Here is a 25,663-nt window from a genome sequence, read left to right as displayed (position 1 = left end):
TGAACATGGCCGTCGATTTCGGCGGCGTCAAGATGCAGAACCCCATTAACACCGCAGCCGGTACCTTTGGCTACGGTTGGCAGTTCCAGAACTTCTTTGATGTTTCCCAGCTGGGCGCCATTACCACCAAGGGCTGTGCCGCCGAGCCTTGGCCGGGCAACCCTGCGCCCCGCATGGCCGAGATTCCTGGCGGTATGATCAACTCCGTGGGCCTGCAGAACCCCGGTGTCGCCGCCTTTGCCCGTGAGTCCGGCCCGTGGCTCGAGCAGCTGTCCAAGGACGGTTGCCAGGTCATTTGCCAGGTTGCCGGGCATTCCGTTGATGAGTTTGTGCGCGCGCTCGAGATGTATGTCGAGCTATGCCCCTGGGCTGCCGGCTACGAGATCAACGTGAGCTGCCCCAACATCGCCGCCGGCGGTGCCGCCATGGGCTCTACGCCCGAGGGCGCCTCTTCCGTCATGGCCGCCTGCCGTAAGGTGACCGATAAGCCGCTGTTCGTCAAGATGGCTCCGGTTAACGTCGCCGAGATTGCCAAGGCTCTCGAGGCCGCGGGAGCCGACGGCCTTTCGGTCATTAACTCCATCCAAGGCATGGCCATCGATGTTCATACCCGCAAGTCCCGCGTGGCCAAGCCCAAGGGCGGCCTTTCTGGCCCGCTTTGCCACCACATCGCCGTGCGCATGGTCTGGGAGGTTGCCCAGGCCGTCGATATCCCCATCAACGGTGTCGGCGGTGTCATGACTGGCGAGGATGCGGCTGAGTTTATCCTGGCCGGCGCCACCTGCGTGTCGGTCGGCATGGCCAACTTCGTCGATCCGTGTGCTTCGCTTAAGATCGCGCATGAGCTCGAGGCCTGGGCCGAGTCCCAGGGCGTAAAGGACATCAACGAGCTGGTGGGTGCTTTCGAATGCTAGAGAATGATGCCCGCGACCGTGTTATCGTCGCCCTCGACTGCGACCGTGAGCGCGCGCTCGAGCTCGCCCACGAGCTTTCGGGCCATGCCGCCTGGCTCAAGGTCGGCATGACGCTCTATTACGCTGAGGGTCCCCAGATCGTCAAGACCTTTAAGGACCTTGGCTTTAAGGTCTTCCTCGACCTTAAGTTCCATGACATTCCGCATCAGGTGCGCGGCGCTGCCCGCTCGGCCTCGCTTGCCGGTGCCGACCTGCTTTCGGTCCACGGCCTGGGCTCGGGTGCTATGCTCGCTGCCTGCCGCGAGGGTGCCGAGGAGGCGCGTGAGGACCGCGCCAAACTCGTCGCCATCACCGTGCTCACGAGCATGAATCAGGATGCCTTGAGCGAGATCGGCGTCGAGTCGCCCGTGGCCGAGGAGGCCGCCCGCTTGGCAAAGCTTGCTCAGGCCAACGGCATCGATGGCATCGTGTGCTCACCGATGGAGGCTCACGACATGCGTGAGCTGCTGGGTCCTGATGCCCTGATCGTGACTCCGGGTGTGCGTCCGGTGGGTGCCGCCCTTGGCGACCAGTCCCGCGTGGCGACGCCTTCCCAGGCTATCGAGCGTGGCGCAAGCCACATTGTGGTGGGCCGTCCCATCACCGGTGCCGACGATCCGGTTGCCGCCTTTGACGCCATCGTCGCCGAGCTGGTCGAAAACGTCGCGTAAAAGATTCCCCTAAGTCACCACTTTTGGGTCTCATTAGCACAAAATAGCCCCTGTGCCTGCGTAAACTTTCCCATCCTTTGTGTGGAATCGCAGGTCAGGGGCTTAACTTTGGGCGCAGTATATTGCACTTTTTGCGGGTATCGTCTAACCTATGGAGCCGCGATTAGGCATTTTGTACGTTCTACGTGCTAAAATGCCAATTATTGAATCAGATATAACCCAACTATTTGGAGGTACGAATGGCACTCCCTCAGCTTACCGACGAGCAGCGCAAGCAGGCTCTTGAGAAGGCTGCTGCCGCACGTCACGCCCGCGCTGAACTTCGCGAGCAGATCAAGAAGGGCGAGAAGTCCCTCGAGTCCGTGCTCAACTCCGATGACCCCATCGCTTCCCGCATGAAGGTTTCCACCCTCATCGAGTCTCTCCCCGGTTATGGCAAGGCCAAGGCCGCCAAGATCATGGAGGAGCTCGGTATCTCCGCTACTCGTCGCGTCCAGGGCCTCGGCGTCCGTCAGCGCGAGCAGCTCCTCGAGCAGCTGACCAAATAAGTGAGCGCTCAGGATTCCAAGCTCTTTGTGATTTCTGGACCGTCAGGCGCAGGCAAGGGTACGCTCGTCACTCGTGTGCGCGAGCGCCGCTCGAACCTGGGTCTGACGGTTTCGGCTACCACGCGAGCACCACGCAAAGGTGAGGTCGACGGCGTCAACTACTTTTTTCTGACGCGCGAGGAGTTCGACCGCCGCGTGGCAAACGGTGAGTTTGTTGAGTGGGCCGAGGTCCACGGTAACTGCTACGGCACGTTGGTGAGCGAGGTCACATCCAAGCTCGCCTCGGGCGCGTCTCTGATTTTGGAGATCGATGTCCAGGGCGCCCTGCAGGTGAAGGAGCGTTTCCCCGAGGCCGTGTTGATCTTTATCAAGCCGCCTTCGCTTGAGGTGCTCCGCGAGCGTCTAGTCGGTCGCGGTACCGAGACGCCCGAGACGATTGAGCTGCGTATGGCAAACGCCGCCGATGAGCTTGCCCTTGCCGACCGCTACGACGACGTCGTGGTGAATGACGATCTCGACCGCGCGACCGATGAGCTCGTTCGCGTTCTCGATATGCATGAAAGGATCTGAGGTCCGTGTCCGTTGTAAAGCCTTGCATTGACGATCTTCTGGAGAAGACCGATCACAACCGCTTCCTGCTCGCTTCGCTTGCCTCCAAGCGCGCCTGCGACATCAATAGCATGCTGCGTGGCCAGCACAACCGCGTGCTTGCCGTCCAGGATGTCGATGACATCACCATCGGGCTTTCCGGTGCCGATACCATCTCGATGGCTATGGACGAGATTGTCGACGGCGACATCTCTTACGACGAGGCCCGTTACGAGAAGGCGCTCGGCCATAAGGTTGCTGAAGCCTAAATGGCAGCTCGCGTTTGCCTGGTCCACTATCACGAGGTTGGACTGAAGGGCAAGAACCGCGCACATTTTGAGCATATCCTCATGGATAACATCAAGGCGGCCTTGGCCGCCTTTTCCGTGAACGCCGTGTCTCGAATTTCCGGTTATATCCTCGTGACCTTTAACGAGCATCAGGCCGACGAGGCGGCGCGTGTCATTCGCACCGTCCCCGGCGTTGCCCGTGTGTCTATGGCGTATCACACCAACCGCGACCCGCAGGAGTACTGCGCCGCCGCCGTGAAGGCACTGCGCGAGTTTGGTTCCTTCGATTCGTTTAAGGTGCACGCCAAGCGCTCCAATACCGACTATGAGCTCACCTCGATCGATATTAATCGTCAGGTGGGCGAGGTACTGTGTGAGGCCTTCCCCGATAAAAAGGTTCAAATGCACGACCCCGATGTGATGGTGCACGTACTGGTGGTCCAGGGTAGCGTTTATGTGTACGCGCGCTCCGAGCGCGGCGTGGGCGGTCTGCCGGTGGGTTCTGCCGGCAAGGTCGTGACTCTGCTGTCGTCGGGTATCGATTCTCCGGTGGCGACCTGGATGCTCGCGCGTCGCGGCGCGGTGTGCGTGCCGGTGCATTTCTCCGGTCGTCCGCAGACGCCTGATACGAGCGAGTATTTGGTGCAGGACATCATCCGTGCGCTTGAGCCGGGTGTCCAGATCGGCCGCCTGTACGTGGTGCCGTTTGGCGACTGCCAGCGTGAGATTTCGGTCACCTGCCCCAGCAACCTGCGTGTGATCATGTATCGTCGCATTATGTATTCGGTTGCCGAGCGCATTGCGCGCATCGAGGGCGCCAAGGCCATCGTTACGGGCGAATCGCTTGGGCAGGTTGCCTCCCAAACGCTTGAGAACATCATGGCCGTCAACGAGGCCGTGAAGATCCCCGTGTTCCGTCCTCTCATCGGTTCGGACAAGCAGGAGATCATCGCGCGTGCTGAGGAGATCGGTACGTTCGATATCTCGACTGAGGCCGCTCCCGACTGCTGCACGCTGTTTATGCCGCGCCGACCCGAGACGCACGCTAAACTCGATGCCGTGCATGAGGCCTGGGAGTTGTTCGATCATGAGGAGATGATCGAGCGCCTGCTCAAGCAGACCGAGTACATCGACTTCGAGAGCAACACGTATAAGGCCCCTAAGACCTTAAAACGCAAACATTCGGAGCTTGCTCCGCGTGAGATTTACCAAGATTACGAGTAAATTTGTGCATAGACCGACGATGCGCCTGCATCGTCGGTCTTTTGCTATCTGGGCATTTTGCGGCTAAGCGTTCATTTGCTGACGTGTGCCTGAATAAATGGACAGATTTGTGCAAGGTTTTGGTCGGTTTTTGGTTTGACCGCAAAAACCGGTTTTGGGGCGTGGCTGTTGTGGAGCTCCTTTCCTGACACGATGGTGTTGGGAGGTTTTGCTATGGCGCAGCGCGAACAACACGAACGAGTCAAAAAGATGGACCGCTGGGCGGGCAAACTGCTCGGTCATAAGGCAGTGGTGATGGCGATACTGGTCGTCATTGCGATGGCGAGTGGGCTGGCGATGGCGAACCTTGGCGGCGGTGCCGGCGGTGTGTCGTTTGAGCGCACTGATGGTTCGGGCACGTTAGTGGAGCCGGGATCCGGCGATGCTTCGAGCGGAAAGACATCCGAAGGCTCTTCGCCTAAGGCGTCTGCCGCGGCAGAGGTTTATGTCGATGTTGATGGCGCCGTGGTGTCACCCGGTGTATATCGCCTCAAAGACGGGGCGCGGGTGGCTCAGGCGATTGATGCCGCCGGCGGACTGGCGCCCGAAGCAGACGTTACGGGGCTTAATCGTGCATCCAAGGTCACTGATGGACAAAAAATTCACGTTCCAACGGTAGGGGAGCAGCAGGCGTCCATTGCGGAAGCCGGTGTTGATGGTGGGACTTCCGCATCGTCGGGCGTTAGTGGCGCAACAGGCCTAGTAAACATCAATACGGCAAGCGCAGAAGAGCTGCAGACGCTTTCGGGCATCGGCCCCTCCATGGCCCAGTCGATTATCGATGAGCGGACAAAGAACGGTGCTTTCGCCTCGGTTGACGATCTGATGCGTGTGTCGGGAATCGGCGAGAAGAAGCTTGCCAAAATCAAAGATTGCATCTGCGTATGAGCGCGACCGAGCGCGAGCACGTGATGCCTCCGCGACCCCTGATTCCGTGGACGATGGCCCTGTGTGCCGGCATGTGCGTGAGCTGCGCCTTGGTGCTCAGCATAGCCGCTGATGCGCTGCTGAGGGAGCGGGCGACGGCGGTCGGGCCGCTATGGGCCATTCCCGTTGCGGCAGCGGTTTTCGTTGTGCTGGCTCACTCTTGTGCGCGGCTTGCCCCTTTGAAGCGGTGGCTGTATGCCGCGTCCGCCGGTCTCGTGGCGGGAGCGGTCGTCTCGGCGTGGTGGGCTGTGGGTGTGCTCAGCGCCTCGAAGGCGCTCGACGGTCGAGCGGCAAGCGGCCTCGAGTTTGTCGTGCAGGGTGATCCATCCATAAACGACGACGTGTATTCCTATACCTGCGAGGCACGCGCGGACGGTAAGAACTTGGCAACGGTTCGCCTATCGTGTGATCGTGAGCTCAAGGTCGGGGCGCACGTGCGTGTTATCGGTCGCGTTTCGCGTTTTGAGAACGAGGCATATGGACGATCGCGCGTGCTCCGAGGCGAGGTGCGTAAGGTTAAAGCCGTTCGGATTGTGTCGGTCGATGAGGGTTCTCCGGGGCCGCTGCTTCGGCTGCGAAATGGGCTGCTTGCGTCCATCGCGCCTGCGACCGACCCGGCGCGTGCGCTCATAGCCGGTGTCGTCTGCGGTCGTTCGGCCGAGCTGCGCGCCCAGCCGGCGGGCGACTGGTTTTCTGTGACGGGAACGGCACATCTTATCGCCGTCTCGGGCAGCCATTTGGCTATCGTGGGGTTTGTAATCGAGGGCGTATTGCAAAAGACTCGGTGCTCACGTGGTCTTCAGCGGGCGATATTGGCGATAACGCTTGTGGGCTACGCTGCATTTACGGGCGCGTCTCCCTCGGCCGCGCGCGCGTGCTGCATGGTGTTCGTGACGCTTGTCGTAAACGACGCGGGGCGTCGTCGGCACGGTGTATCGGCACTCTTCGTAACCATGTCCATCTTTGTTCTACTGCGGCCGACGGTGCTGTTCGAGATGGGCTTTCAGCTTTCATGTGCCAGCGTCTTTGCCATCCTGTGCTTTTGCCCCTATGCGACCTACGCTTTGGGTGAGCTGGGTGTGCCATCGGGCATTGCCAGCATGCTTTCCGTCACGCTGTGCTCGCAGTTGGCGACGCTCCCCATTACCATTCCTGCCTTCGGTACGTTCTCGCTCATTGCTCCGCTGGCAAATGCGGTCATCGGTCCGGTGGTGAGCGTACTGCTTGCTGTGTCGATCGTGCTGGTTCCCTTTTCGCTCGTGGCACCGTTGCGGACTTGGGTGCTCGCTGTGCCCATGATTGCCGCCCGTTGCGCGCTATTCTTCGAGCAGCTGTTTGCCGCCGTGCCGGGTGCATCCGTGAGTGTGCCGCCCGATAGCATGTGGATTTACCTAGCGCCGTGTTTGCTGGCGGCTCTGCTGGTCAGGTGGCCGCGTCCCCGTGCACGTCCTATGGCGGTGGGGCTTGCATGTCTGGTGCTCTTGGCTGCGATTCCGTACGTCTACTGGGATCGATTCGCTCCGCCTTCGGTGACGGTGTTCGATGTGGGCCAGGCCGATGCGATTCTTATCCGCCAGGGCGGCGCAGTAGCGCTCGTCGACTGCGGGCTCGACGAGCGCGTGGTGGCGGCTTTGGTTCGCAATAACGTGCACCATATCGATGCCGTCTTTGTGACGCATTGGGATGAGGATCACTGGGGTGGTCTTCCCGATGTGCTCGAACAGTTTTCGGTTGGAACGATTGCCGTTGCGGCGGATGCGCTGGAGGATGCTCCTGCCGAGGTATTGAACCGACCTGGCGTGGAGTATCGGCAGGTGCGCCGTGGGGATACGGTCGATATCGGCTCATTTTGCGCCCGCGTGATGTGGCCATTCGAGTCCGTGGATGGCGAGGGAAATGAGGATTCGCTTGTCCTGCTGCTCTCTTATGTTCAGAAAGGCAAGGGCCTGCGTCTGCTCCTCACCGGTGATGCCGAGCTCGACCAAGAACGGGAATTCGTGCAGGAGGTGGGGGATATCGATGTCCTTAAACTTGGGCATCACGGCTCTAAGGTTTCAGTCGACGGTGAGTTACTGGACGTCCTGAAGCCCGAGCTTTCCCTCGCGAGCGCGGGCGAGGGGAATCGATACGGCCATCCGTCCGATGCCTGCATCGATGCCGTTAAGGAAGCGGGCGGCGTGTTCGCGTGCACTATCGAACACGGCGACATTACCGTCACGCCGACTGCGAATGGCTTTGCGATGCGATGCCAGCGATCGTGACGACCGTCGTTGGCGTGTGGTGGGCCCCTGGGCTAGAATGGCACGGAGCGAATACGAAGGCCTGCGGGAGGGGAGCGCAATGTCCGAAACCGGTCTGCTGCCGGCATATCTGATCGTCGGTACCGACGGCGTCAAGCGCGATCACGCCGTCTCGCGTATGAAAGCTCGCTTGGAAAAGTCGGGTATGGTTGAGTTCAACCTCGATGAACGCGACATGACCAAAGACCCCGATATCGAGTCGATCATTGGCTCGCTCAATACCTTTCCCATGGGCAGCGAGTTTCGCCTGGTAATCCTTGACGGCTGCTCCAAGCTTGCCAAGGCGGTTTCCGAGCCGCTCGTCGAGTATCTGGCGAGTCCAAGTCCCACAACGGTCTGCCTTATTATCGCCGATTCGCTCGCCAAGAATACGCGCCTGTACAAGGCGATCGCCAAGATTGACAAGAAGGCCGTCATCGATTGCTCGGGCACCAAGCGCTGGGAGCTCCCACGCCGCGTGCAGCAGATGGCGACGCAACACGGCAAGTCCATCTCGGCGGCGGCCGCCGAGGAGCTCGTCTCGCGCTCGGGCGAGAACACCCGCATGCTCGATAACGACTTGGCTAAGCTTGCCCAGATGGTCGAGGCGCCCCAGATTGAGTTTGCCGACGTTGAGCGCTGGATTGTACGTACGGCCGAGGTTCAACCCTGGGACTTTCTCAATGCGGTCTCGGCCCGTGACATGCGACGCTCGCTCGAGCTCTTCAATCTACTGCCCGCCAAGAGCTACGTGTGGACTTACACATTGCTGTGCGGCCGCATCCGCGAGCTTATCGTTGCCAAGGCGCTCGATGCGCGCGGACAGGGTCGTGAGCTGGCCGCAACACTTAAGCTCCAGTCCTGGCAGGTCAAGAATCACCTGACCTGGGCACGTCGCTTTTCGATGGCAGAGCTCGTTGCCGCGCTCGAGAGCGCGGTCGATGTGGAGCTCGCGCTGAAGGGTTCGGCCGATTCTCAGACCGCGCTTTTGCTCTGGATTACGAACATCTTGAGAAAATCGTGATGATACCTGCCTATTTGACAAATTCATTCTATCCCTTTGAGGGGGAGCGTGCTATAGTAGGCGCTTGCATGACCTCACCGTGTCTCAGAGGTGTCATACATTTTTTGCAAGGAACTCGAAAGGAACTCCAGAAGTGGCAAACATCAAGTCTCAGAAGAAGCGTATCCGCACCAATGAGGCAGCTCGCATGCGTAACAAGGCTGTCAAGTCCGAGCTCAAGACGCTGACCAAGCACGTCCAGTCCGCCGTCGCCGAGGGCGACGTCGAGAAGGCCCAGGCTGCCCTCAAGACCGTCACCAAGCGTCTCGACATGGCTGCCGCCAAGCATGTTATCCACAAGAACCAGGCTTCCAACCGCAAGTCCGGTCTTGCCAAGCTCGTGAACAGCATCAACGCCTAAGTTGTAAATTTCACACCACACAGATTACGCGCATAAATGGAGCCTGTTTTATGGAACAGGCTCCATTTTTTGTACCGCTCGGGTAAGATAGTCCGCATGAATACTTCAATTGACATTTCCCACATCCGCAACTTCTCAATCGTTGCGCACATCGACCATGGCAAGTCCACGATCAGCGATCGCATCCTCGAGCTCACCCATACCGTCGACGAACGCGACATGGAGTCGCAGCTGCTCGACACCATGGATATCGAGCGCGAGCGCGGCATCACGATCAAGTCCAATGCCGTTCGCGTGTCCTATGACGCCGACGATGGCGAGACGTATCAGTTCAATCTGATCGATACGCCGGGCCACGTTGACTTTACCTATGAGGTCTCGCGCTCGCTGGCAGCCTGTGAGGGCGCGGTGCTCGTTGTCGACGCCACGCAGGGCGTCGAGGCGCAGACTGTCTCCAACGCGACGCTCGCCATGAACGCCAATCTGGACATTGTGCCGGCCATCAACAAGATCGACCTGCCCTCTGCCCATCCCGATGAGGTTAAGACCGAGATCGAGGATGACCTGGCGATTCCCGCCGATGATGCCGTGTGTGTCTCGGGCAAGACCGGCGAGGGCATCCATGATCTGCTGGAGTCCATTGTCTTTTTGATCTCTCCGCCCAAGGGCGATGCGAACGCGCCGCTCAAGGCACTCATTCTGGATTCGTACTTCGACGAGTATCGTGGCGTCGTCGCCACGGTGCGCGTCTTTGACGGCTCCATCAAAAAGGGCGATACCCTGCGCATGATGCAGGCAGAGGGCGACTTTTTGGTCGACGGCGTGGGTGTCAAGCGTCCTGCCGAGACCCCGGTTGACGCGCTGACGGTTGGCGAGGTCGGCTATGTGGTCACGGGCCTGAAGGACCCCGAGGCCGTTCGCGTGGGCGACACCCTTACCTGGGCGTCGAACCCCTGCCCCGAGCCGCTTCCGGGTTACCGCGAGGCCAAGCCCATGGTCTATACGGGCCTGTTCCCAATCGATAACAAGGACTACGAGAACCTGCGTGACGCGCTCGATAAGCTGCACGTTAACGACCCATCGTTGGTGTGGGAGCCCGAGACCTCGGTGGCGCTCGGCTTTGGCTTCCGCGTGGGCTTCTTGGGCCTGCTACACATGGAAGTCGTCAAGGAACGCCTGGAGCGCGAATTCAACCTGGACCTCATTGCCACGAGCCCCTCGGTCGACTATCACGTCTACAAGACCGACGGCGAGATGATCGATGTCCGCAGTCCGCAGGACCTTCCCGAGGCCACCCGCATCGATCGTATTGAGGAACCCTACCTCAAGGCAAAGATCATCTGCCCGCCTGAGTACACGGGTGCCGTCATGCAGCTCGCCATCGAGCACCGCGGCGTCACGACCGACATGATCCACCTGACGAGCAAATCGGTCGAGATGCGCTTTGATATGCCGCTCGCCGAGCTCATCTTGGACTTCTTCGATCAGCTCAAGAGCCGCACCAAGGGTTACGCCTCGCTCGACTATGAGTTCAACGAATATCGCCCCTCTGAGCTCGTCAAGCTCGACATCCTGCTTTCGGGCGACGAGGTGGACGCGCTTTCGTTTATCGTCCATAAGGACAAGGCATATGGCCTGGCCCGTGGCCTGTGCGACAAGCTCAAGGAGATCATCCCGCGTCAGCTGTTCGAGGTGCCCATCCAGGGTGCTATCGGCAACAAGATCATCGCCCGTTCCACCGTCAAGGCCCGTCGCAAGGACGTTCTTGCTAAGTGCTACGGCGGCGATATCTCGCGTAAGCGCAAGCTGCTCGAGAAGCAGAAAGAGGGCAAGAAGCGTATGAAGGCCATCGGATCGGTCGAGGTCCCGCAGGAGGCCTTTATGGCGATCCTCAAGGTGGACGAGTAGGTCTATGGCTCTTTCCGAATATAGTCTGCGGCTGCTGGGCGCCTATGCCGAGCAGCCGTTCCTTATGGCTCCCATGGCGGGCGTGACCGACCCTGCCTATCGCATCATGTGTCGCCGCCGCGGTGCCAACCTTGCCTACAGCGAGATGGTGAGCGTGGCAGGCCTTGCCTATGCCAGTAATAAGACGTGGCGCCTGGTGCTACCGGCCGACGAGGAGCAGCAGATTTGCGTGCAGCTCTTTGGCTCCAAGCCCGATCAGTTTGCGAGCGCCGTCGCCGCCGTCGAGGAGCGCGTTGGCGATCGCCTGTCGCTCATCGATATCAATATGGCATGTCCCGCCCGCAAGGTCGTTACCAAGGGCGAGGGCTCGGCGCTCATGCGCACGCCCGACCTGGCCGAGAAGATCGTCGAGGCCACGGTTGGCGCGGCGCACGTGCCCGTGACCGTCAAGATTCGCAAGGGCTTTTATGCCGAGGACCGCAATGCCGCGACATTTGCCCAGATGCTTGAGAGTGCAGGGGCTGCCGCAGTCGCCGTGCATGGTCGTTGCGCCACGCAGCTCTACACGGGCCAGGCCGATTGGTCGGTCGTCGATGAGGTCGCAGATGCCGTTGAGATTCCCGTGATCGGTTCGGGTGATGTGTTCACCGCCGAGGATGCCGCGGTGCATCTGCGAAACTCGGGTGCCAGCGCGGTGTTTATCGCGCGCGGCATCTACGGGAACCCGTGGGTGTTTGGCGATGCTCGCGCTCTTGCGCTCGATGGCACACCGGTGCCGGCGCGCAGCTCTGTCGAGCGCCTGGACGCCCTGCGTGAGCACCTAACGCTGACGCATGAGCTCCTGCCGCTCATGTCGCGTGCCCGTACGTACGCAAGCTGGTACTTAAAAGGCATGCCCCATGCCGCCGCTTGGCGTGCCCATGTGGTGCGCTGCTCCACGTATGAGGAGTTTATGGCGCTGGTCGATGAGATCGAGCATGATGTGGTGGCCTGCGAGGCTGCCCTTGCCGCCGGCGAATCGGTGCCCCCTCATCCGCTGGAGGCTTAAGGGTGGCCGTTACCGCGCTGTACGTGCACGTGCCGTTCTGTGCCCAAAAGTGCCGCTACTGCGACTTCGACTCGCGCAGCTTTGCTTCGTGTGATTTGGATGCCGCGCTCGATTCCTATTTTGAGCAGTTGTTCGCGCGTCTCGATGCTTTTGGCAAGGCTGGGGCCCTCGACCAGATCCGCACCGTCTATGTTGGCGGCGGCACGCCGTCGCTGGCGGGGGAGCGCCTGGTGGAGCTGGCGCGGCGTATTCGTGCGTGGTGCGCCCCCGTTGAGTTTACCTGCGAGGCCAATCCCGAGTCGCTGACCGCCGAGCTTGCTACTGCGCTTGCCAAGGTTGGTGTCACACGCGTTTCTCTGGGCGTGCAAACGCTCGATAACACCGAACTTACCGCCATCGGCCGCATTCACGATGCCGATCGGGCGCTCGCCGCCATCGCGACGGTCAAGGACGCTGGGCTTGACGTGTCGTGCGACCTTATGTGCGGACTTCCCGGGCAGACCGCAGCGAGTTGGAAGCGTACGCTCGAGGGCGTGCTGGCGGCGGTTCCGCATCATGTGTCGGTTTACCCGCTCACGCTCGAGGTGGGGACGCCCCTCTATCGCATGGCGTGCCGTGACGAGTCGCTCGAGCCCGACGAGGATTTTCAGGCCGCCTGCATGGACGTGGCGCGCGAGCTCCTGAGTGTCGCCGGCTATCACCCGTATGAGGTGGCGAGCTACGCGCTCGACGGCCATGAATGCGCCCATAACATTGCCTACTGGACCGGACGGGGCTACCTGGGCCTGGGCCGTTCTGCCGCCGGTATGCTTGATACTGGGGATTTCGACCGTCTTGCAGGTTTGTTCCCCGGCGTGTCTGCTCGAGGCGACGCGTACCGTGTGCGTTTGGTTCAGCGCGACGATGACGCGACGTCGTTTGAGGCCGAATACCTGTCGCAGCGAGAGGCTGCGGCCGAAGACCTGATGCTCGCTTGTCGCATGACGCGCGGTATTGCGTCCGACCTGTTGGTTCGCGCGGCTCGTGTCATCCCGGCCGATGAGCTGACAGCCGCTTGTGATCGCGCGCTCGAATTGGGTCTTGCCACTTGGGCGCCCGAGACGCTCGGGGTCCATGAGGGACCCTTTACTTCGGCAGATGTCGTCGCGGGCCATGTTCGAGCTCGTTTAGCACCGACACACTTGGGCTGGCTCGATGGAAATGTTCTGTTCGAGCTGTTTTGGGATCTAGCTTAGGCCGCTCGGGTAGAATTACCGGAATATATACGCTGCTGTGAGCAGGAGGTTGCCGCGCATGGCGACGATGAACGAAAAAGATTACTACGAGATTCTAGGTGTCTCCAAGGACGCCACCTCGCGTGATATTCAAAAGGCCTTCCAGCAAAAGGCCCGTAAGCTCCATCCGGACGTCAACAAAGAGCCGGATGCCGAGGAAAAGTTTAAAGAGGTTTCCGAGGCCTACGCCGTGCTTTCGGATGAGCAAAAACGTGCGCGCTACGATGCCATGCGTTCTGGCAATCCCTTTGCCGGTGCCCCTACGGCTTCGCCCTATGGTGGCGGCTATGCCGGCAACACGGGCTATGGCAATCCCTTTGAGGGCGGCTTTCCTTTTGGCGGTGCCTGGGGCCAGCAGCGTCGCGGCCAGGCTGCCTACAATCCCGAGAACGGCGCCAACGTGGTCGTCGATATCAAACTGGACGCCAAGGAGGCCAAGGACGGTGCCCGCAAGACCGTCCGCTATACGCGCTTCGATACCTGTGGTCACTGCGGCGGCTCGGGTTCTGTCTCCTCCGAGCATGCCCATACCTGCCCGAGCTGCGGTGGCCGCGGGCACATCGACGTCGACTTGTCCTTCCTGTTTGGTGCGGGCACGTTCCAGTCGGTCTGCCCCGAGTGCGGCGGTTCCGGTAAGGTCGTGGCCGACCCCTGCCCCGATTGCGGTGGCAGCGGTCGTACTCGCGTAACCTCCGAGCAGACGATTGAGTTTCCTGCCGGCACGCACGATGGCGACGAGGTCCGCATTAGCGGCATGGGTCACGCCGGCACTAACGGTGCCGCTGGCGGTGATCTAGTCGGCCGTGCCCATGTCGAGTCCGAGCGCTTGGAAGGCAAAGCTCGTACCGGTTTTTACCTGATGGGCATCGTGGCGCCGTTTTTGGTACTCTCGGCCATCTCGGGCGTGTTCTCGGCCTTTGCCGTGATGTGCTTTATTCCGTTTACCATGGGCCTGTTCATGGTGCTTTCGGACGGCGTGCTTCATCGCAGCCTGCTGTGGTGGAAGCGCGGTGCGATGCAGTTTGCCAACGGTTTTGCCAATGGCTTCATGTTCGCGCTCGTGTCGGTTTGGTTCGCGAGCTGCTCGCAACGGGCCATGCTTTCGCCTTACGGAATGCAATAACATCAAACCCTCTGTTTGCGGTTGGCCCAGCTTGGGTATAGGACGCACTGTGACAATAATGAAAGTCGGAAGGATTCGGTCGTGTCGGAAAATAGGGATTACTACGAGGTGCTTGGCGTCGACAAGGATGCCGACGCGCGGACGATCAAGCGCGCGTTTCTAAAGAAGGCCCGTACCGTACACCCGGACGTTTCGGACGACCCCGAGGCCGAGGCCAAGTTCAAGGAGCTCAACGAGGCCTATTCCGTTCTTTCCGATGAGCAGAAGCGTGCTAACTACGACCGTTACGGCACTGCCGACGGCCCTGGTGGTTCGGGCTACGTCGATATCAACGATATCTTTGGTGGTATGGGCATGGACGACTTGTTCTCGTCGTTTTTTGGCGGCGGTGCCGGCGGTGGCGCCCGCAGCCGTCGCGAGCGTCGTCGCGGTCGTGACATGGCCATCTCGCTTTCGGTGACGCTCGAGGAGGCGGCGCTCGGCTGCAAAAAGACAATCAGCTATGACCGCCTTGCTCCTTGCGAGGACTGCAATGGCACCGGTAGGGCAGAGGGCGCACAGGAAAAGCAGTGCGGCCGCTGCCACGGCACGGGCTATGTCACGACGGTTCAGCGATCGTTTTTGGGCCAGGTTCAGTCTTCCTCGCCTTGCCCCGACTGCCATGGCGAGGGCACGGTTATCGACCATCCCTGCGAGACCTGCGATGGTCAGGGCCGCACGCCTTCGCACGAAAAGATCGACATCGATATTCCCGCCGGCGTTTCGACCGGTCGCCAGCTGCGTGTGAGCGGCTTTGGCGAGGCCGACCTTCGCGGCGAGCCTTCGGGCGACCTGATTGTCAACGTGCGCGTCGCCGACCATGAGCGCTTTAAGCGCAACGGTGATGACCTGTACCTGGTGAGCGATATCTCGATTGCGCAGGCTGCGCTCGGCTGCGAGATCGAGGTCGAGGGCATTATGCCCGACGAGGTCGTTAAGGTGACGGTTCCCGCCGGCGCCCAGTACGGCGACACCGTGAGCGCCAATAATTACGGCATGCCGCGCATTGGCGGTGGCGGTTCGCGTGGCCGCCTGTTCGTGCAACTGCGCGTGGTCGTTCCCACCAATCTTTCCAATAAGCAACGCGAGCTGCTCCGTGCTTTTGCCGATGAGATGGGCGATGACGTCGCTTCCGGTAAGAAGTCGGTGACCGACCGTATCAAGAGTGCCCTCGACGATATCCTCGATTAAGGAGCCCGCGTGCTCGCACCCCATATTTCCGTCGTCAACCTCGGCTGCCGTGTCAACCGGGTTGAGTCTGACCGTATCACTGCCGATCTTATGCGCCTGGGCTTTGCTATGGTGGAGCCCCACGATGCCGATCTGATCGTCATTAACACCTGTGCCGTTACGGGCGAGGCCGAGGCCAAGACCCGTAAGGCCGTCCGTCATGCGCTGGCCCATCCAAACGAGCCCTATGTGATCGTGACCGGATGCGTGGTCAATTTGCATCCCGAGGAGCTGTTGGAGCTTTCGGATCGCGTGATCGCCGAGCCGTCCAAGATCGATGTCGCCGAACGTGTCTGCGAGGTGCTGGGCGTTGAGTCCGATAGCGTTCCCGCCTGCAGCGATGGCGAGGTGGTCGATGCGCTCGGTCGCTCTCGCCTGGGCGTGAAGATCCAGGACGGCTGCAACCATCGCTGCACCTATTGCATTGTGTGGAAGGCGCGCGGCCCCGAGCGCTCCGTGCCCGTCGAGTCCGTTCTCGAACAGGTGCGCGAAGCCCAGGAGGCCGGCGTGCCCGAGGTGGTGCTGACCGGTGTGAACCTGGGTGCCTACGATGGCAAGAGCGCGACCGACGAGCATGTCGAAATCGACGAGCTGCTCGAGGCCATCATGGAGCGCACGACTATTGCGCATGTGCGCATTTCCTCGGTCGAACCCATGGATATCTCTGAGCGCCTGCTTAAGGTTATGGCGCGCTATCCGCAGCGTATTGCCCCGTTTTTGCACCTGCCCGTACAGTCCGGCTGTACGGCGACGCTGCATCGCATGGGTCGTCCCTATAGTGCCGAGGCCTTTGAGGACACGGTGCGCATGATTCGCGCCATCCTGCCGCAGGCGTCTCTTTCGTGCGACGTCATCGTCGGTTTTCCTGGTGAGACGGACGAGGAGTTCGAGGAGTCGCTGGCGCTGTGCCGCCGCGTGGGGTTCTCGCGTATGCACGTGTTCCGCTACAGTAAGCGTCCCGGTACCCTTGCTGCCGACATGCCCGACCAGGTGCCGCCCGAGGTTATGGCCGAGCGCAGCCGCCGTATGCGAGACGCGGCGCAGGAGCTCGCTATTGCCGATGCTCGTCGTCGCGTGGGCACTGTCGAGCGTGCCGTGCTCGAGTATGGTGACAACCTGACGCTCGGTTCGTTCCATCATGCCCGTCTTGACGATACCTGTGGACTTACAGCCCCGTGCCTGCTCGATGTTGCTATCATCGGAGTCGATGATTCCGGCTTGGTCCATGCGCGCAGGGAGGTCCATGGAAGCCTCGAAGATTAGACTTACCGTTCCCGAGGGAGTTGATCCCTCGCGTGTTTTGGGCGCCGGCGACGGCGTCCTTCGTGCGCTCGAGAGCTTGGTTCGCGCTCACGTGGTCGCCCGTGGCGATAGCATCTCCGTGAGCGGCGACCCGGACGAGGTCGAGCTCGTGGCTTGCTTTTTCGAACATGCTTTTCGCGAGGCGGCGGCCGGTCGTACCCTGTCTGCCGACGATGTCTCGCGTTGCCTGGCCGTCTTGCGCGACGGCGAGCATGAGGCCACATCGCTTCGCGATGACGTGCTGCTTTCATACCGCGGTCGTGTCATTCGTCCCAAGACGCTTGGGCAAAAGCGCTATGTGGATGCCATTCGCTCGCATACCATCACCTTTGGCTTGGGTCCTGCCGGTACCGGTAAGACCTATCTGGCCATGGCGCTCGCCGTTGCCGCGCTCAAGCACCATGAGGTGGGCCGTTTGATCTTGACGCGTCCGGTTGTCGAAGCAGGGGAGAACCTGGGCTTTTTGCCCGGCACCCTCGAGGAAAAGATCGATCCGTACATGCGCCCGCTCTACGATGCCCTTTTTGACATGATGGATCGTGAGCGCACCGATGAGCTTATGGAGCGCGGCGTGATCGAGATCGCCCCGCTCGCCTACATGCGCGGTCGTACGCTGAGCGATGCTTTCGTGGTGCTCGACGAGGCGCAAAATACCACGCCCGAGCAGATGAAGATGTTCCTGACACGCCTTGGATTCAACTCCAAGTTCGTGATTACCGGCGACCTCAGCCAGCGCGACCTGGTGGGTCGTCGTGGTGGCTTGGCGGATGTCGAGAAGATTTTGGGCCGTGTCGACGATGTGGCGTTTGCACACCTGGAGCGCGCCGATGTGGTGCGCCATGCCCTGGTGGGTCGTATCGTCGAGGCATACGATGCTTATGATGACGTGCGTGAGCAGCGCTCGCGCGACCGAAAGGAGTCCCGTTGAGTGTATTGATCAGCAACGATGCCGAGCTCGATACGCTGCTCGACGCGCAGGAAGTGGAGCACATCTGCGAGGTTGTGCTTGCCGCCGAGGGCGTTGAACGTGAAGTCGAGATTTCCCTTTCGTATGTCGACGAGGACGAGATGCACGAGCTCAACCACGAGTGGCGTGGCATCGACCGCACCACCGATGTGCTCTCGTTTGAATGCGACTCGGCCTTTGACGAGGATATTCCCGCCGACGAGACGCTCGAGCTCGGCGATATCATCTTGGCCCCGCAGGTCATTGCCCGTCAGGCCCCCGGCTTTGGCAATAGCCCTGCCGACGAGTGCCGCCTGATGCTCGTACACGGCATGCTGCACCTGCTGGGGTATGACCATATCGAGGACGACGAGGCCGAGGTCATGGAGGCCCGCGAGGACGCCATCCTGCGCGATCTGGCGCTCGAGCGCGGCGAGGACCCCAAGCTAGTCCACGTCGGCCCCATCACCAACCACGCCCACGACTAGGAGCCGTCTATGATTCCCGGATCGAACAAGGACCATCCGTCCTTCTTAAAGTCCTTTTCCTACGCCATGGAGGGCTTCGTCACCGCCGTCAAGACCGAGCGCAACATTAAGGTCATGCTCGTGGCGGGCGTGTGCACTGTCATTGCCGGCTGCATTGTGGGGCTCGACGTTGCCGAGTGGGCTACGATTATCATCTGCTGTGGCCTGGTGATTCACGGCGAGCTGTGCAACACCGCTATGGAGGCCATCGTCGACCTAGCGACCCAGGAGCTCCATCCGCTGGCCAAGCGTGCGAAGGACATCGCCGCCGCCTCTGTATACGTTCTTTCCATCACCGCCGCGATTGTGGGCGTGCTGGTATTTGCCCACGCGCTCGGCTTTATTTAGAAAGGGATTCCCATGTCCGACAATATGCAGCCTACCGATGAGATTTTGGACGACGAGTCCCTGGACGAGGCTGAAGGTGCCGATTCGTTTGACGAGGCCGAGGAGTTCGACCCGTTTGAGGGCATGAGCGATGAGGAGCTCGACGCCCTGTGCGACGAGGGCGACAGCCTCGCGGGCTTTGGTGACGTGGAGCCCGGTTTCCGCAGCGGCTTTGTGGCCCTGGTCGGACGCCCCAACGCCGGCAAGTCCACGCTGCTTAATGCCTGCTATGGCAAAAAGGTCGCCATCACCTCGCCGGTGGCACAGACGACCCGCCGTCGCATGCGCGCCGTCGTCAACCGTCCCGGCTACCAGCTGGTCTTTGTCGATACCCCGGGTATTCATAAGCCCAAGGACGGTCTGGGATCCGAGCTCAACAAGAGTGCGTTGTTCGAGCTGAACGATGTCGATGTTGTCGCGTTTTTGATTGATGCCACTAAACCGATTGGCAGGGGAGACGCCTGGGTTGCCGAGCGTGTCAAGAATGCCCGTTCCAAGAAGGTCCTGGTGCTCACCAAGGCCGATGAAGCCGACCCCGCACAGGTCATGGAGCAGCTTAAGGCCGCCCACGAGCTTATGGAATATGACGACGAGATCGTGACGTCGTCGGTCAAGAACTTTAACGTCGATGCCTTCATCGAGACCGTTGCGCACTTTTTGCCCGAGGGTCCGCGTTGGTTCCCCGAGGACATGGGTACCGACGCTTCCGATGAGACGCTCGTTGCCGAGTTTGTGCGCGAGAAGGTTTTGCGCCGCACCCGCGATGAGATCCCGCACTCCGTGGGCGTGATTTGCGATGCGCTTGAGCAGACCAAGAAGGTGCTGCGCGTGCACGCCACCATTTACGTCGAGCGCGAGGGCCAAAAGGGCATCATCATCGGCAAGGGCGGCGAGATGATCAAACATATCGGCATCGACGCCCGTCGCGACCTTGAGCGCATCTTTGGCACCCAGGTCTTTTTGGAGCTGGACGTGAAGGTCAAGGCCGGCTGGCGTGACGACGAGGCCCAGATTCGCCGCTTTGGCTATAACGCCGAGGATTAGGGACACGCGGCGCGAATGGCAGGTTCTCGTACATATCGTACGAAGGTGCTCGTCCTCGATAAGACCAAGCTCAAAGAGACGGACCTGATCCTGACGATGCTTGACGAGCGGGGTCGGCAGGTTCGTGCCGTGGCAAAGGGCGCGCGCAAACCCGGTGGACGCCTGGCTGCGCGCTGCGAGCTGTTCTGTACCGTCGATATGTTGCTCGCGCATGGACGCTCGCTCGACGTTGTTTCTCAGGCCGAGCTTTTGGAAGCGCCGGTTGGCGCCGCGCCCGATTACGAGACGACCTGCGCCGCAAGCGCGATTGCCGAGGTCGCGCGCGTGTGCTCATTCGAGGACGCCGAGGACCCGTTCACCTTTGCCATCACGCAGCGAGCGCTTGCCCTGGTGGGCAGCGGGCTCGACGCGGCGCATATGGATCTACTTGTGGCGGCATATGTCTTTAAGCTGCTGTCGCACGTTGGCTACCGACCCGATTTCTCGGCATGCGTCTCGTGCGGCGATCCCATGCTCTCGTATTTCTCGGCCCAAGCCGGCGGGCTTCTGTGCGGGTCATGCGCGTCGAGCATTCCGGGTGCCGAGCTGGTGTCGACCGGCGAGGTCGCATGGCTGCGCGCTCTGATGTCCATGACGTTCGATGAGCTCATGGCCGAGCGAATCGATCCGCATACGGCTGCTTTTTTGCTGGGGCTTTCGCATGTTTGGGCCGCCACGCACACCGATCAGCGGCTCCGTGCGATGGAATTCATGTTGGGTCGGTGATGATACGCAGGCGCGCGCCGCTTGTGGTAACATACCGACCAGTTGGTACCTCGACCTTGGATGTTCGCTCCACCGGCGGCTTCCCAGTTCGAGGCGAATAGAGTCGCCCACGGGCGACGCGAAACGAAAGGTGAAACAATGACTGTTTCCAAAGAGCGCAAGGCGGAGCTGACCGCCCAGTTCGGTAACTCCCCGGTCGATACCGGTAACCCCAAGGTTCAGGTCGCCATCCTGTCCGAGCGCATCAAGGAGCTGACCGAGCACATGAAGTCCCACCAGAAGGACTTCCACACCCGTCGTGGCCTGCTCATGCTCGTTGGCCGTCGTCGTCGTCTTCTCTCCTACATCAAGAAGAACGACATCGTCGAGTACCGTGAGCTCATCAAGGCTCTGGGCATCCGCGACAACATCCAGTAAGGATTTGTACATGCTAAGAGCGTCCTGCGCAGCGGGGCGCTCTTTTTGTGTAAGGGCGTGAACAATCACGCTCTGAAGCGTGACGGGGGCAGGGGGCCCGCGTCACATGAGAAGCCCGCAGGCAAGGGGCCTGTGGGGTAAAGGAGAACAATGACACTCGTATCCAAGACCTTTGAGCTGTACGGCAAGACCTACACCTTTGAGTCCGGCGAGCTTGCCAAGCAGGCCACCGGCGCTTGTCTGGTCAAGCAGGGTGACACCACGATGCTCGACACCGTGGTCGTCTCCAAGGAGCGTAAGAATTACGACTTCTTCCCGCTGACCGTCGACTTCAACGAGAAGATGTACGCTGCCGGCCGCATCCCGGGTGGCTACCTCAAGCGCGAGGGCCGTCCCAGCGAGAAGGCCACGCTCACGGCTCGTATGATCGACCGCCCGATCCGCCCGAGCTTCCCGGACGGCTTCCGCAACGAGGTACACATCGTCGCCACCTCGCTCGTCGCCGACCAGGTCAACCCCTTCGACGTCATCAACGTCATGGGCGCTTCGCTGGCCATGACGCTCGGCGGCGTGCCCTTCGAGGGCCCGCTTGCCTGCGTGCGCATTGGCCGTAACGTGGAGACCGGTGAGTTTATCGTCAACCCCACCTATGAGGAGCGCGAGAACTCCGACCTGGACCTGGAGTTGGGTGGCTCTGCCGACTTCATCTCGATGGTCGAGGCCGGCGCCGAGGAGATCTCCGAGGACGACATGCTCGCCGCTATGAAGTTTGGTCAGGAGGCCCTCGCTGCCTTCTGCCAGGCCCAAGACGAGTTCGTTGCCGAGTGGGAGCAGGTCAACGGCGCTATCGTCAAGAAGGAGTACCCGCTCGACCAGCCCGTCGAGGAGGTCCAGGAGCGCATCTTCGCCCACTACGACGAGATGGCCGCTGCCCTGCGCGACGCCGACAAGCTTTCCCGCATCGGTAAGGTCGAGGCTCTGAAGGAGTCCATCCGCGCCGAGTTCACCGACGAGGAGCAGGCCGCCTGGGAGCGCGAGATCCCCGTGGCGCTCAAGAAGCTCGAGAAGAAGGCCATGCGCACCATGGTCGTCGAGACCGGCGAGCGCGTCGACGGCCGTGCCGCCGACGAGATCCGTCCCATCATGGTGAAGGACAACTACCTGCCGCTCGTTCACGGCTCCGGCCTGTTCCAGCGTGGTCAGACCCAGGTGCTCTCCGTCCTGTCGCTCGGTATGCTCAACGAGGGCCAGCGTCTGGATACCATCGAGCCCACCGAGGGCAAGCGCTATATGCACCACTACAACTTCCCGCCGTTCTGTACCGGCGAGACTGGCCGCATGGGCAGCCCCAAGCGCCGCGAGATCGGCCACGGCAACCTGGCCGAGCGCGCTCTGCTTCCGGTGCTCCCCGACGAGAACGAGTTTCCCTACGCCATCCGCGTCGTCTCCGAGGTCATGGAGTCCAACGGCTCCTCTTCGATGGCTTCGACCTGCGGTTCCACGCTCGCCCTTATGGACGGCGGCGTGCCCATTAAGCGCCCGGTCTCCGGTATCGCCATGGGCCTGATCCAGGAGGAGGGCAAGACCGTGGTCCTGTCCGACATCCAGGGTCTCGAGGACTTCCTGGGCGACATGGACTTTAAGGTCACCGGCACCACCGAGGGCATCACCGCCCTGCAGATGGACAACAAGGCCACCGGTCTTACCTTCGACATCCTGGCCCGCGCCCTGCAGCAGGCCAAGGAGGGTCGCGCCTTCATCCTGCAGAAGATGCTCGATGTGATCCCCGAGCCGCGTCACACCACGCGCAGCACCGCTCCGCGCATCGTCTCCATCCAGGTTCCGACCGATAAGATCCGCGACGTCATCGGTTCCGGCGGCAAGGTCATCCGCGGTATCCAGGACGAGACCGGCGCTTCGGTCGACATCCAGGAGGACGGCACCGTCTTTGTCGGCGGCACCGGCGAGTCCGTCGATCAAGCCGTCGAGCGCATCAAGCTCATCATCAAGGTTCCCGAGCCGGGTGAGGAGTACACCGGTCGCGTTGTCTCCATCCAGCCCTTCGGCGCCTTCGTGAACCTGCTGCCCGGTAAGGACGGCCTGCTGCACATCTCCCGCGTCGCCAAGGGCCGCGTGGAGAAGGTCGAGGATGTCCTCAACGTGGGCGACGAGGTCAAGGTCGTCGTCATCGAGGTTGACGATCGCGGCAAGATCTCGCTCGATCGTCTCGACAAGCCCGAGGCCCCGGCTCGCGCCGAGGGTGCCTCCGAGGGTGACGGCGAGCACTTCCAGCGTCGTGAGCGTCCGCGTCGCGAGCGCTCCGAGCGCAGCGACCGCCCGCGCCGTCCCGGCGACAACGGAGGCCGCAAGCCCCGCCGTCACCACGACGCCGAGTAACAGTCGCACATAAGCAGCTCAACAAGGGCGACTCTGGACAGGGGTCGCCCTTTTGCTTGCGCCCGGGAGGGCCGCATATGAAGTTTCCTGCTCTACAGTCCTGCGCAAGACGGAAAGCACATTAAGTGCTTTCCTTTGCGTGCGGAACTCGCGATAAACTTCATATGCGGCCCTCCCGGGCGCAAGCAAAAGGGCTGGTTAGTGCAGCTCGCTATTTAGTTAGACAGTCTATTCAGTAGTCAGATTTCGGATCTGTAGATAGACGCAGCTGCACTTCCCCAGATAAAACAACCAAAATTAACCAGCCCATTGTTGGTAGGTTCCCCGCGAGGGCGGGCACGGATGAAGTTTATCGCGAGTTCCGCACGAACAGGAGGCCACTTAATGTGGCCTCCGTCGTGAGCAGGACTGTAGAGCAGGAAACTTCATCCGTGCCCGCCCTCGCGGGGAACCGGCGGGATAGACGGGTTCAGATGGGGCTTTGATGCATGGGTGGTCTGTTGTTGTGCAAATGGGTATCATACTGTGGTTATTGCATCGACTCCGTGATGCATGTTTGTACGTTCCCGACGGTCGGTTTGCCAGAAGCGCCCCGCCGGTTATTCCAGACCCGTTTCGAAGAAAGGAAACAACACTCACCTATGGCAGCTAAAAAATCATCTCCCTTGAAGATCATCCCGCTCGGCGGCTTAGATGGTATCGGCAAGAACATGACGGTCTTCGAGTGCGGCGACGACATGGTGCTCGTCGACGCTGGCCTCATGTTCCCCGACGATTCGCAGCCCGGTATCGACCTGGTGCTCCCGGATTACACCTACGTTCTGGAGAACGAGGAAAAGCTCCGCGGCATCATCGTCACTCACGGCCACGAGGACCACACCGGTTCGCTTCCGTATCTACTGCAGGACCTCAACAACAAGGTGCCCATCTTCTCGAGCAAGCTGACGCTCGGCTTTATCGAGGGCAAGCTCTCCGAGTTCCGCATTCGTGCACCCAAGTTCCGTGAGGTCAAGGGCGGCAGCCACGTCAATTTGGGTGGCATCTCGCTCGACTTCTTTTCGATGACGCACTCCATCCCGGGCGCTCTGGGCGTGTTCATCCGCACCAACCAGGGCACCGTTATGCACACCGGCGACTTTAAGCTCGACCAGACGCCCATCGACGGCGTCACGCCCGACTATGCCGCTATCAGCCGCTTTGCCAAGCAGGGCATCGACCTGCTGCTGTCCGACTCCACCAACGCCACGGTCCCCGGCTTTACTAAGTCCGAGGCCGAGGTTGGCCCCAATCTGTTGCATGCCATCAAGAATGCTCCGGGCCGCGTGTTCGTCGCGTCGTTCTCGAGCCACATCCATCGTCTGCAGCAGATCTGCGACGCCGCCCGCAAGTGCGGCCGCAAGGTCGTCGTGACCGGTCGTTCCATGCTCACCAACACCCGCGTGGCGCGCGAACTGGGCTATCTCAACATCGATGATGCCGATATCATCGATGCCTTCGACATTGACAACCTGCCCGATGACAAGATCGTCGTCATGTGCACCGGTTCGCAGGGCGAGCCGCTGTCGGCCCTGTCCCGCATGGCCAACGGCGAGCACAAGACGCTCTCCATCCACGAGGGCGATACCGTCATCCTCTCGGCAACGCCGGTCCCCGGTAACGAGAAGGCCGTTCAGCAGGTCGTTAACAGCCTCGCCAAGCTTGGTTGCGACGTGTGGGATAAGAACCGCGCCCTCGTTCACGTTTCGGGTCACGGCAGCCAGGAGGAGCTCAAGCTCTTGATGGCCATGGCCAAGCCTACGTACTTTATGCCGGTCCACGGCGAGGCCGTGCATCTGCGCGCCCATGCTCAACTTGCACGCAAGATGGGCCTCAAGGAAGATCATATCTTTATCCTCGACAACGGTGACACGCTCGAGATGCGTGGCGGTATCGTCAAGCGCGGTACGCCCGTCGAGTCTGGCGTCGTCTACGTCGACGGACTGCGTATCGGCGATACCGACCCCATCGTTCTGCGCGATCGTCAGAAGCTTGCCAACGACGGTATGGTCACGGCTGTCGCCATCGTTTCGCTCAAGCACAAGAAGATCGAGGCCATCGAGTTCTCGGGCCGCGGCGTCTCCTTTGCCATTGACGACCAGTTCTCCGAGGACGCCTCGGCGTCCATCATGAAGACGATCGAGAAGGGCAAGTTCAGCTTTACGAGCAGCGGTTCCGATGCCATTCGCAAGGCCGTGCGCGACTCGCTCTCTAACTTTATCTGGAGCCGTACGCGCACTCGTCCGATGATCATCCCGGTCGTCATGGAGGTTTAGT

At 60.9% G+C, this 25,663-nt stretch carries 24 protein-coding genes; all 24 read left to right on the top strand.

Annotated elements, in window-relative coordinates:
• Window positions 1–5: 5 nt before the first annotated feature.
• The 24 genes from DXD77_RS03425 to DXD77_RS03310 all read left to right on the top strand — a co-directional run bounded on the left by DXD77_RS03425 (window position 6) and on the right by DXD77_RS03310 (window position 25,662).
• The gene (locus tag DXD77_RS03425) at window positions 6–914 is read left to right on the top strand and encodes a dihydroorotate dehydrogenase (protein ID WP_006236128.1); all 909 of its coding nucleotides are present in this window, start codon (window positions 6–8) and stop codon (window positions 912–914) included.
• Window positions 908–1,624, top strand: coding sequence for an orotidine-5'-phosphate decarboxylase (gene pyrF, locus DXD77_RS03420; RefSeq protein WP_117564271.1), 717 nt, complete (start codon window positions 908–910; stop codon window positions 1,622–1,624). The genes DXD77_RS03425 and pyrF overlap by 7 nt, the downstream gene beginning before the upstream one ends.
• Window positions 1,625–1,863: 239 nt before the next feature.
• Entirely contained in the window at window positions 1,864–2,172 is a 309-nt protein-coding gene (gene mihF, locus DXD77_RS03415) for an integration host factor, actinobacterial type (RefSeq protein ID WP_006236130.1), read from the top strand.
• On the top strand, window positions 2,173–2,742 hold the full coding sequence (gene gmk, locus DXD77_RS03410; protein ID WP_006236131.1) for a guanylate kinase: 570 nt from the start codon (window positions 2,173–2,175) through the stop codon (window positions 2,740–2,742).
• A gap of 5 nt (window positions 2,743–2,747) precedes the next feature.
• Window positions 2,748–3,029 carry a DNA-directed RNA polymerase subunit omega gene (locus tag DXD77_RS03405; RefSeq protein ID WP_035138532.1) on the top strand — a complete coding sequence of 94 codons (282 nt, stop codon included), beginning with the start codon at window positions 2,748–2,750 and terminating at the stop codon, window positions 3,027–3,029.
• Window positions 3,030–4,274, top strand: coding sequence for a tRNA uracil 4-sulfurtransferase ThiI (gene thiI, locus DXD77_RS03400; RefSeq protein WP_117564272.1), 1,245 nt, complete (start codon window positions 3,030–3,032; stop codon window positions 4,272–4,274).
• 213 nt (window positions 4,275–4,487) lie between these two features.
• Complete coding sequence (locus DXD77_RS03395; RefSeq protein ID WP_117564273.1) at window positions 4,488–5,201, top strand: ComEA family DNA-binding protein; 714 nt, start codon at window positions 4,488–4,490, stop codon at window positions 5,199–5,201.
• Window positions 5,198–7,501 (top strand): DNA internalization-related competence protein ComEC/Rec2, encoded by a 2,304-nt coding sequence (locus DXD77_RS03390; protein WP_117647730.1) that lies wholly within the window; start codon window positions 5,198–5,200, stop codon window positions 7,499–7,501. The genes DXD77_RS03395 and DXD77_RS03390 overlap by 4 nt, the downstream gene beginning before the upstream one ends.
• Before the next feature lie 79 nt (window positions 7,502–7,580).
• Window positions 7,581–8,543: a DNA polymerase III subunit delta gene (gene holA, locus DXD77_RS03385; RefSeq protein WP_117564275.1), complete on the top strand. Its 963-nt coding sequence runs from the start codon at window positions 7,581–7,583 to the stop codon at window positions 8,541–8,543.
• A 133-nt stretch (window positions 8,544–8,676) separates the two neighbouring features.
• On the top strand, window positions 8,677–8,943 hold the full coding sequence (rpsT, locus tag DXD77_RS03380; protein WP_117564276.1) for a 30S ribosomal protein S20: 267 nt from the start codon (window positions 8,677–8,679) through the stop codon (window positions 8,941–8,943).
• 96 nt (window positions 8,944–9,039) lie between these two features.
• Window positions 9,040–10,851 (top strand): translation elongation factor 4, encoded by a 1,812-nt coding sequence (gene lepA / locus DXD77_RS03375; protein WP_089573391.1) that lies wholly within the window; start codon window positions 9,040–9,042, stop codon window positions 10,849–10,851.
• Window positions 10,852–10,855: 4 nt separating this feature from the next.
• Window positions 10,856–11,899 (top strand): tRNA dihydrouridine synthase DusB, encoded by a 1,044-nt coding sequence (dusB, locus tag DXD77_RS03370; RefSeq protein WP_117564277.1) that lies wholly within the window; start codon window positions 10,856–10,858, stop codon window positions 11,897–11,899.
• 2 nt (window positions 11,900–11,901) lie between these two features.
• Window positions 11,902–13,134, top strand: a complete 1,233-nt coding sequence (gene hemW / locus DXD77_RS03365) for a radical SAM family heme chaperone HemW (protein WP_117564278.1) — start codon at window positions 11,902–11,904, stop codon at window positions 13,132–13,134.
• Between the two features lie 58 nt (window positions 13,135–13,192).
• Entirely contained in the window at window positions 13,193–14,296 is a 1,104-nt protein-coding gene (locus DXD77_RS03360) for a DnaJ domain-containing protein (protein ID WP_187362361.1), read from the top strand.
• Window positions 14,297–14,377: 81 nt separating this feature from the next.
• Window positions 14,378–15,526 (top strand): molecular chaperone DnaJ, encoded by a 1,149-nt coding sequence (gene dnaJ / locus DXD77_RS03355; protein WP_117647728.1) that lies wholly within the window; start codon window positions 14,378–14,380, stop codon window positions 15,524–15,526.
• A gap of 9 nt (window positions 15,527–15,535) precedes the next feature.
• Window positions 15,536–16,828 carry a MiaB/RimO family radical SAM methylthiotransferase gene (locus tag DXD77_RS03350; protein ID WP_117564280.1) on the top strand — a complete coding sequence of 431 codons (1,293 nt, stop codon included), beginning with the start codon at window positions 15,536–15,538 and terminating at the stop codon, window positions 16,826–16,828.
• Window positions 16,809–17,795: a PhoH family protein gene (locus DXD77_RS03345; protein ID WP_117564281.1), complete on the top strand. Its 987-nt coding sequence runs from the start codon at window positions 16,809–16,811 to the stop codon at window positions 17,793–17,795. The genes DXD77_RS03350 and DXD77_RS03345 overlap by 20 nt, the downstream gene beginning before the upstream one ends.
• Window positions 17,792–18,301, top strand: a complete 510-nt coding sequence (gene ybeY, locus DXD77_RS03340) for an rRNA maturation RNase YbeY (protein ID WP_117564282.1) — start codon at window positions 17,792–17,794, stop codon at window positions 18,299–18,301. Before DXD77_RS03345 ends, ybeY begins: the two co-directional genes overlap by 4 nt.
• Window positions 18,302–18,310: 9 nt before the next feature.
• Window positions 18,311–18,688, top strand: a complete 378-nt coding sequence (locus DXD77_RS03335) for a diacylglycerol kinase family protein (RefSeq protein ID WP_117564283.1) — start codon at window positions 18,311–18,313, stop codon at window positions 18,686–18,688.
• Window positions 18,689–18,700: 12 nt separating this feature from the next.
• Complete coding sequence (era, locus tag DXD77_RS03330; protein WP_199407898.1) at window positions 18,701–19,771, top strand: GTPase Era; 1,071 nt, start codon at window positions 18,701–18,703, stop codon at window positions 19,769–19,771.
• Between the two features lie 15 nt (window positions 19,772–19,786).
• Window positions 19,787–20,536 (top strand): DNA repair protein RecO, encoded by a 750-nt coding sequence (gene recO, locus DXD77_RS03325; protein WP_117564284.1) that lies wholly within the window; start codon window positions 19,787–19,789, stop codon window positions 20,534–20,536.
• A 138-nt stretch (window positions 20,537–20,674) separates the two neighbouring features.
• Entirely contained in the window at window positions 20,675–20,953 is a 279-nt protein-coding gene (gene rpsO / locus DXD77_RS03320; RefSeq protein ID WP_006235963.1) for a 30S ribosomal protein S15, read from the top strand.
• 150 nt (window positions 20,954–21,103) lie between these two features.
• Complete coding sequence (locus DXD77_RS03315) at window positions 21,104–23,350, top strand: polyribonucleotide nucleotidyltransferase (protein WP_022094703.1); 2,247 nt, start codon at window positions 21,104–21,106, stop codon at window positions 23,348–23,350.
• A gap of 641 nt (window positions 23,351–23,991) precedes the next feature.
• Window positions 23,992–25,662, top strand: coding sequence for a ribonuclease J (locus DXD77_RS03310; protein WP_117564285.1), 1,671 nt, complete (start codon window positions 23,992–23,994; stop codon window positions 25,660–25,662).
• Window position 25,663: the final 1 nt, after the last annotated feature.

Origin of the sequence: Collinsella sp. TM09-10AT, from assembly GCF_003436275.1 — a bacterium.
In the GTDB taxonomy this organism is placed as follows: Bacteria; Actinomycetota; Coriobacteriia; order Coriobacteriales; family Coriobacteriaceae; genus Collinsella.
The sequence above is the reverse complement of the archived record's forward strand: the minus strand, read 5'-3'. Positions and strand labels throughout refer to the sequence as shown.

Bases quoted from the DNA above. Each gene is read 5' to 3' on its own strand.
- mihF (WP_006236130.1), top strand. From the start codon at position 1,864: ATGGCACTCCCTCAGCTTACCGACGAGCAGCGCAAGCAGGCTCTTGAG.
- DXD77_RS03390 (WP_117647730.1), top strand. From the start codon at position 5,198: ATGAGCGCGACCGAGCGCGAGCACGTGATGCCTCCGCGACCCCTGATT.
- DXD77_RS03425 (WP_006236128.1), top strand. From the start codon at position 6: ATGGCCGTCGATTTCGGCGGCGTCAAGATGCAGAACCCCATTAACACC.
- rpsO (WP_006235963.1), top strand. From the start codon at position 20,675: ATGACTGTTTCCAAAGAGCGCAAGGCGGAGCTGACCGCCCAGTTCGGT.
- DXD77_RS03310 (WP_117564285.1), top strand. From the start codon at position 23,992: ATGGCAGCTAAAAAATCATCTCCCTTGAAGATCATCCCGCTCGGCGGC.
- holA (WP_117564275.1), top strand. From the start codon at position 7,581: ATGTCCGAAACCGGTCTGCTGCCGGCATATCTGATCGTCGGTACCGAC.
- era (WP_199407898.1), top strand. From the start codon at position 18,701: ATGTCCGACAATATGCAGCCTACCGATGAGATTTTGGACGACGAGTCC.
- pyrF (WP_117564271.1), top strand. From the start codon at position 908: ATGCTAGAGAATGATGCCCGCGACCGTGTTATCGTCGCCCTCGACTGC.
- thiI (WP_117564272.1), top strand. From the start codon at position 3,030: ATGGCAGCTCGCGTTTGCCTGGTCCACTATCACGAGGTTGGACTGAAG.
- DXD77_RS03395 (WP_117564273.1), top strand. From the start codon at position 4,488: ATGGCGCAGCGCGAACAACACGAACGAGTCAAAAAGATGGACCGCTGG.
- DXD77_RS03345 (WP_117564281.1), top strand. From the start codon at position 16,809: ATGGAAGCCTCGAAGATTAGACTTACCGTTCCCGAGGGAGTTGATCCC.
- lepA (WP_089573391.1), top strand. From the start codon at position 9,040: ATGAATACTTCAATTGACATTTCCCACATCCGCAACTTCTCAATCGTT.
- DXD77_RS03315 (WP_022094703.1), top strand. From the start codon at position 21,104: ATGACACTCGTATCCAAGACCTTTGAGCTGTACGGCAAGACCTACACC.
- DXD77_RS03335 (WP_117564283.1), top strand. From the start codon at position 18,311: ATGATTCCCGGATCGAACAAGGACCATCCGTCCTTCTTAAAGTCCTTT.
- DXD77_RS03360 (WP_187362361.1), top strand. From the start codon at position 13,193: ATGGCGACGATGAACGAAAAAGATTACTACGAGATTCTAGGTGTCTCC.
- dusB (WP_117564277.1), top strand. From the start codon at position 10,856: ATGGCTCTTTCCGAATATAGTCTGCGGCTGCTGGGCGCCTATGCCGAG.
- recO (WP_117564284.1), top strand. From the start codon at position 19,787: ATGGCAGGTTCTCGTACATATCGTACGAAGGTGCTCGTCCTCGATAAG.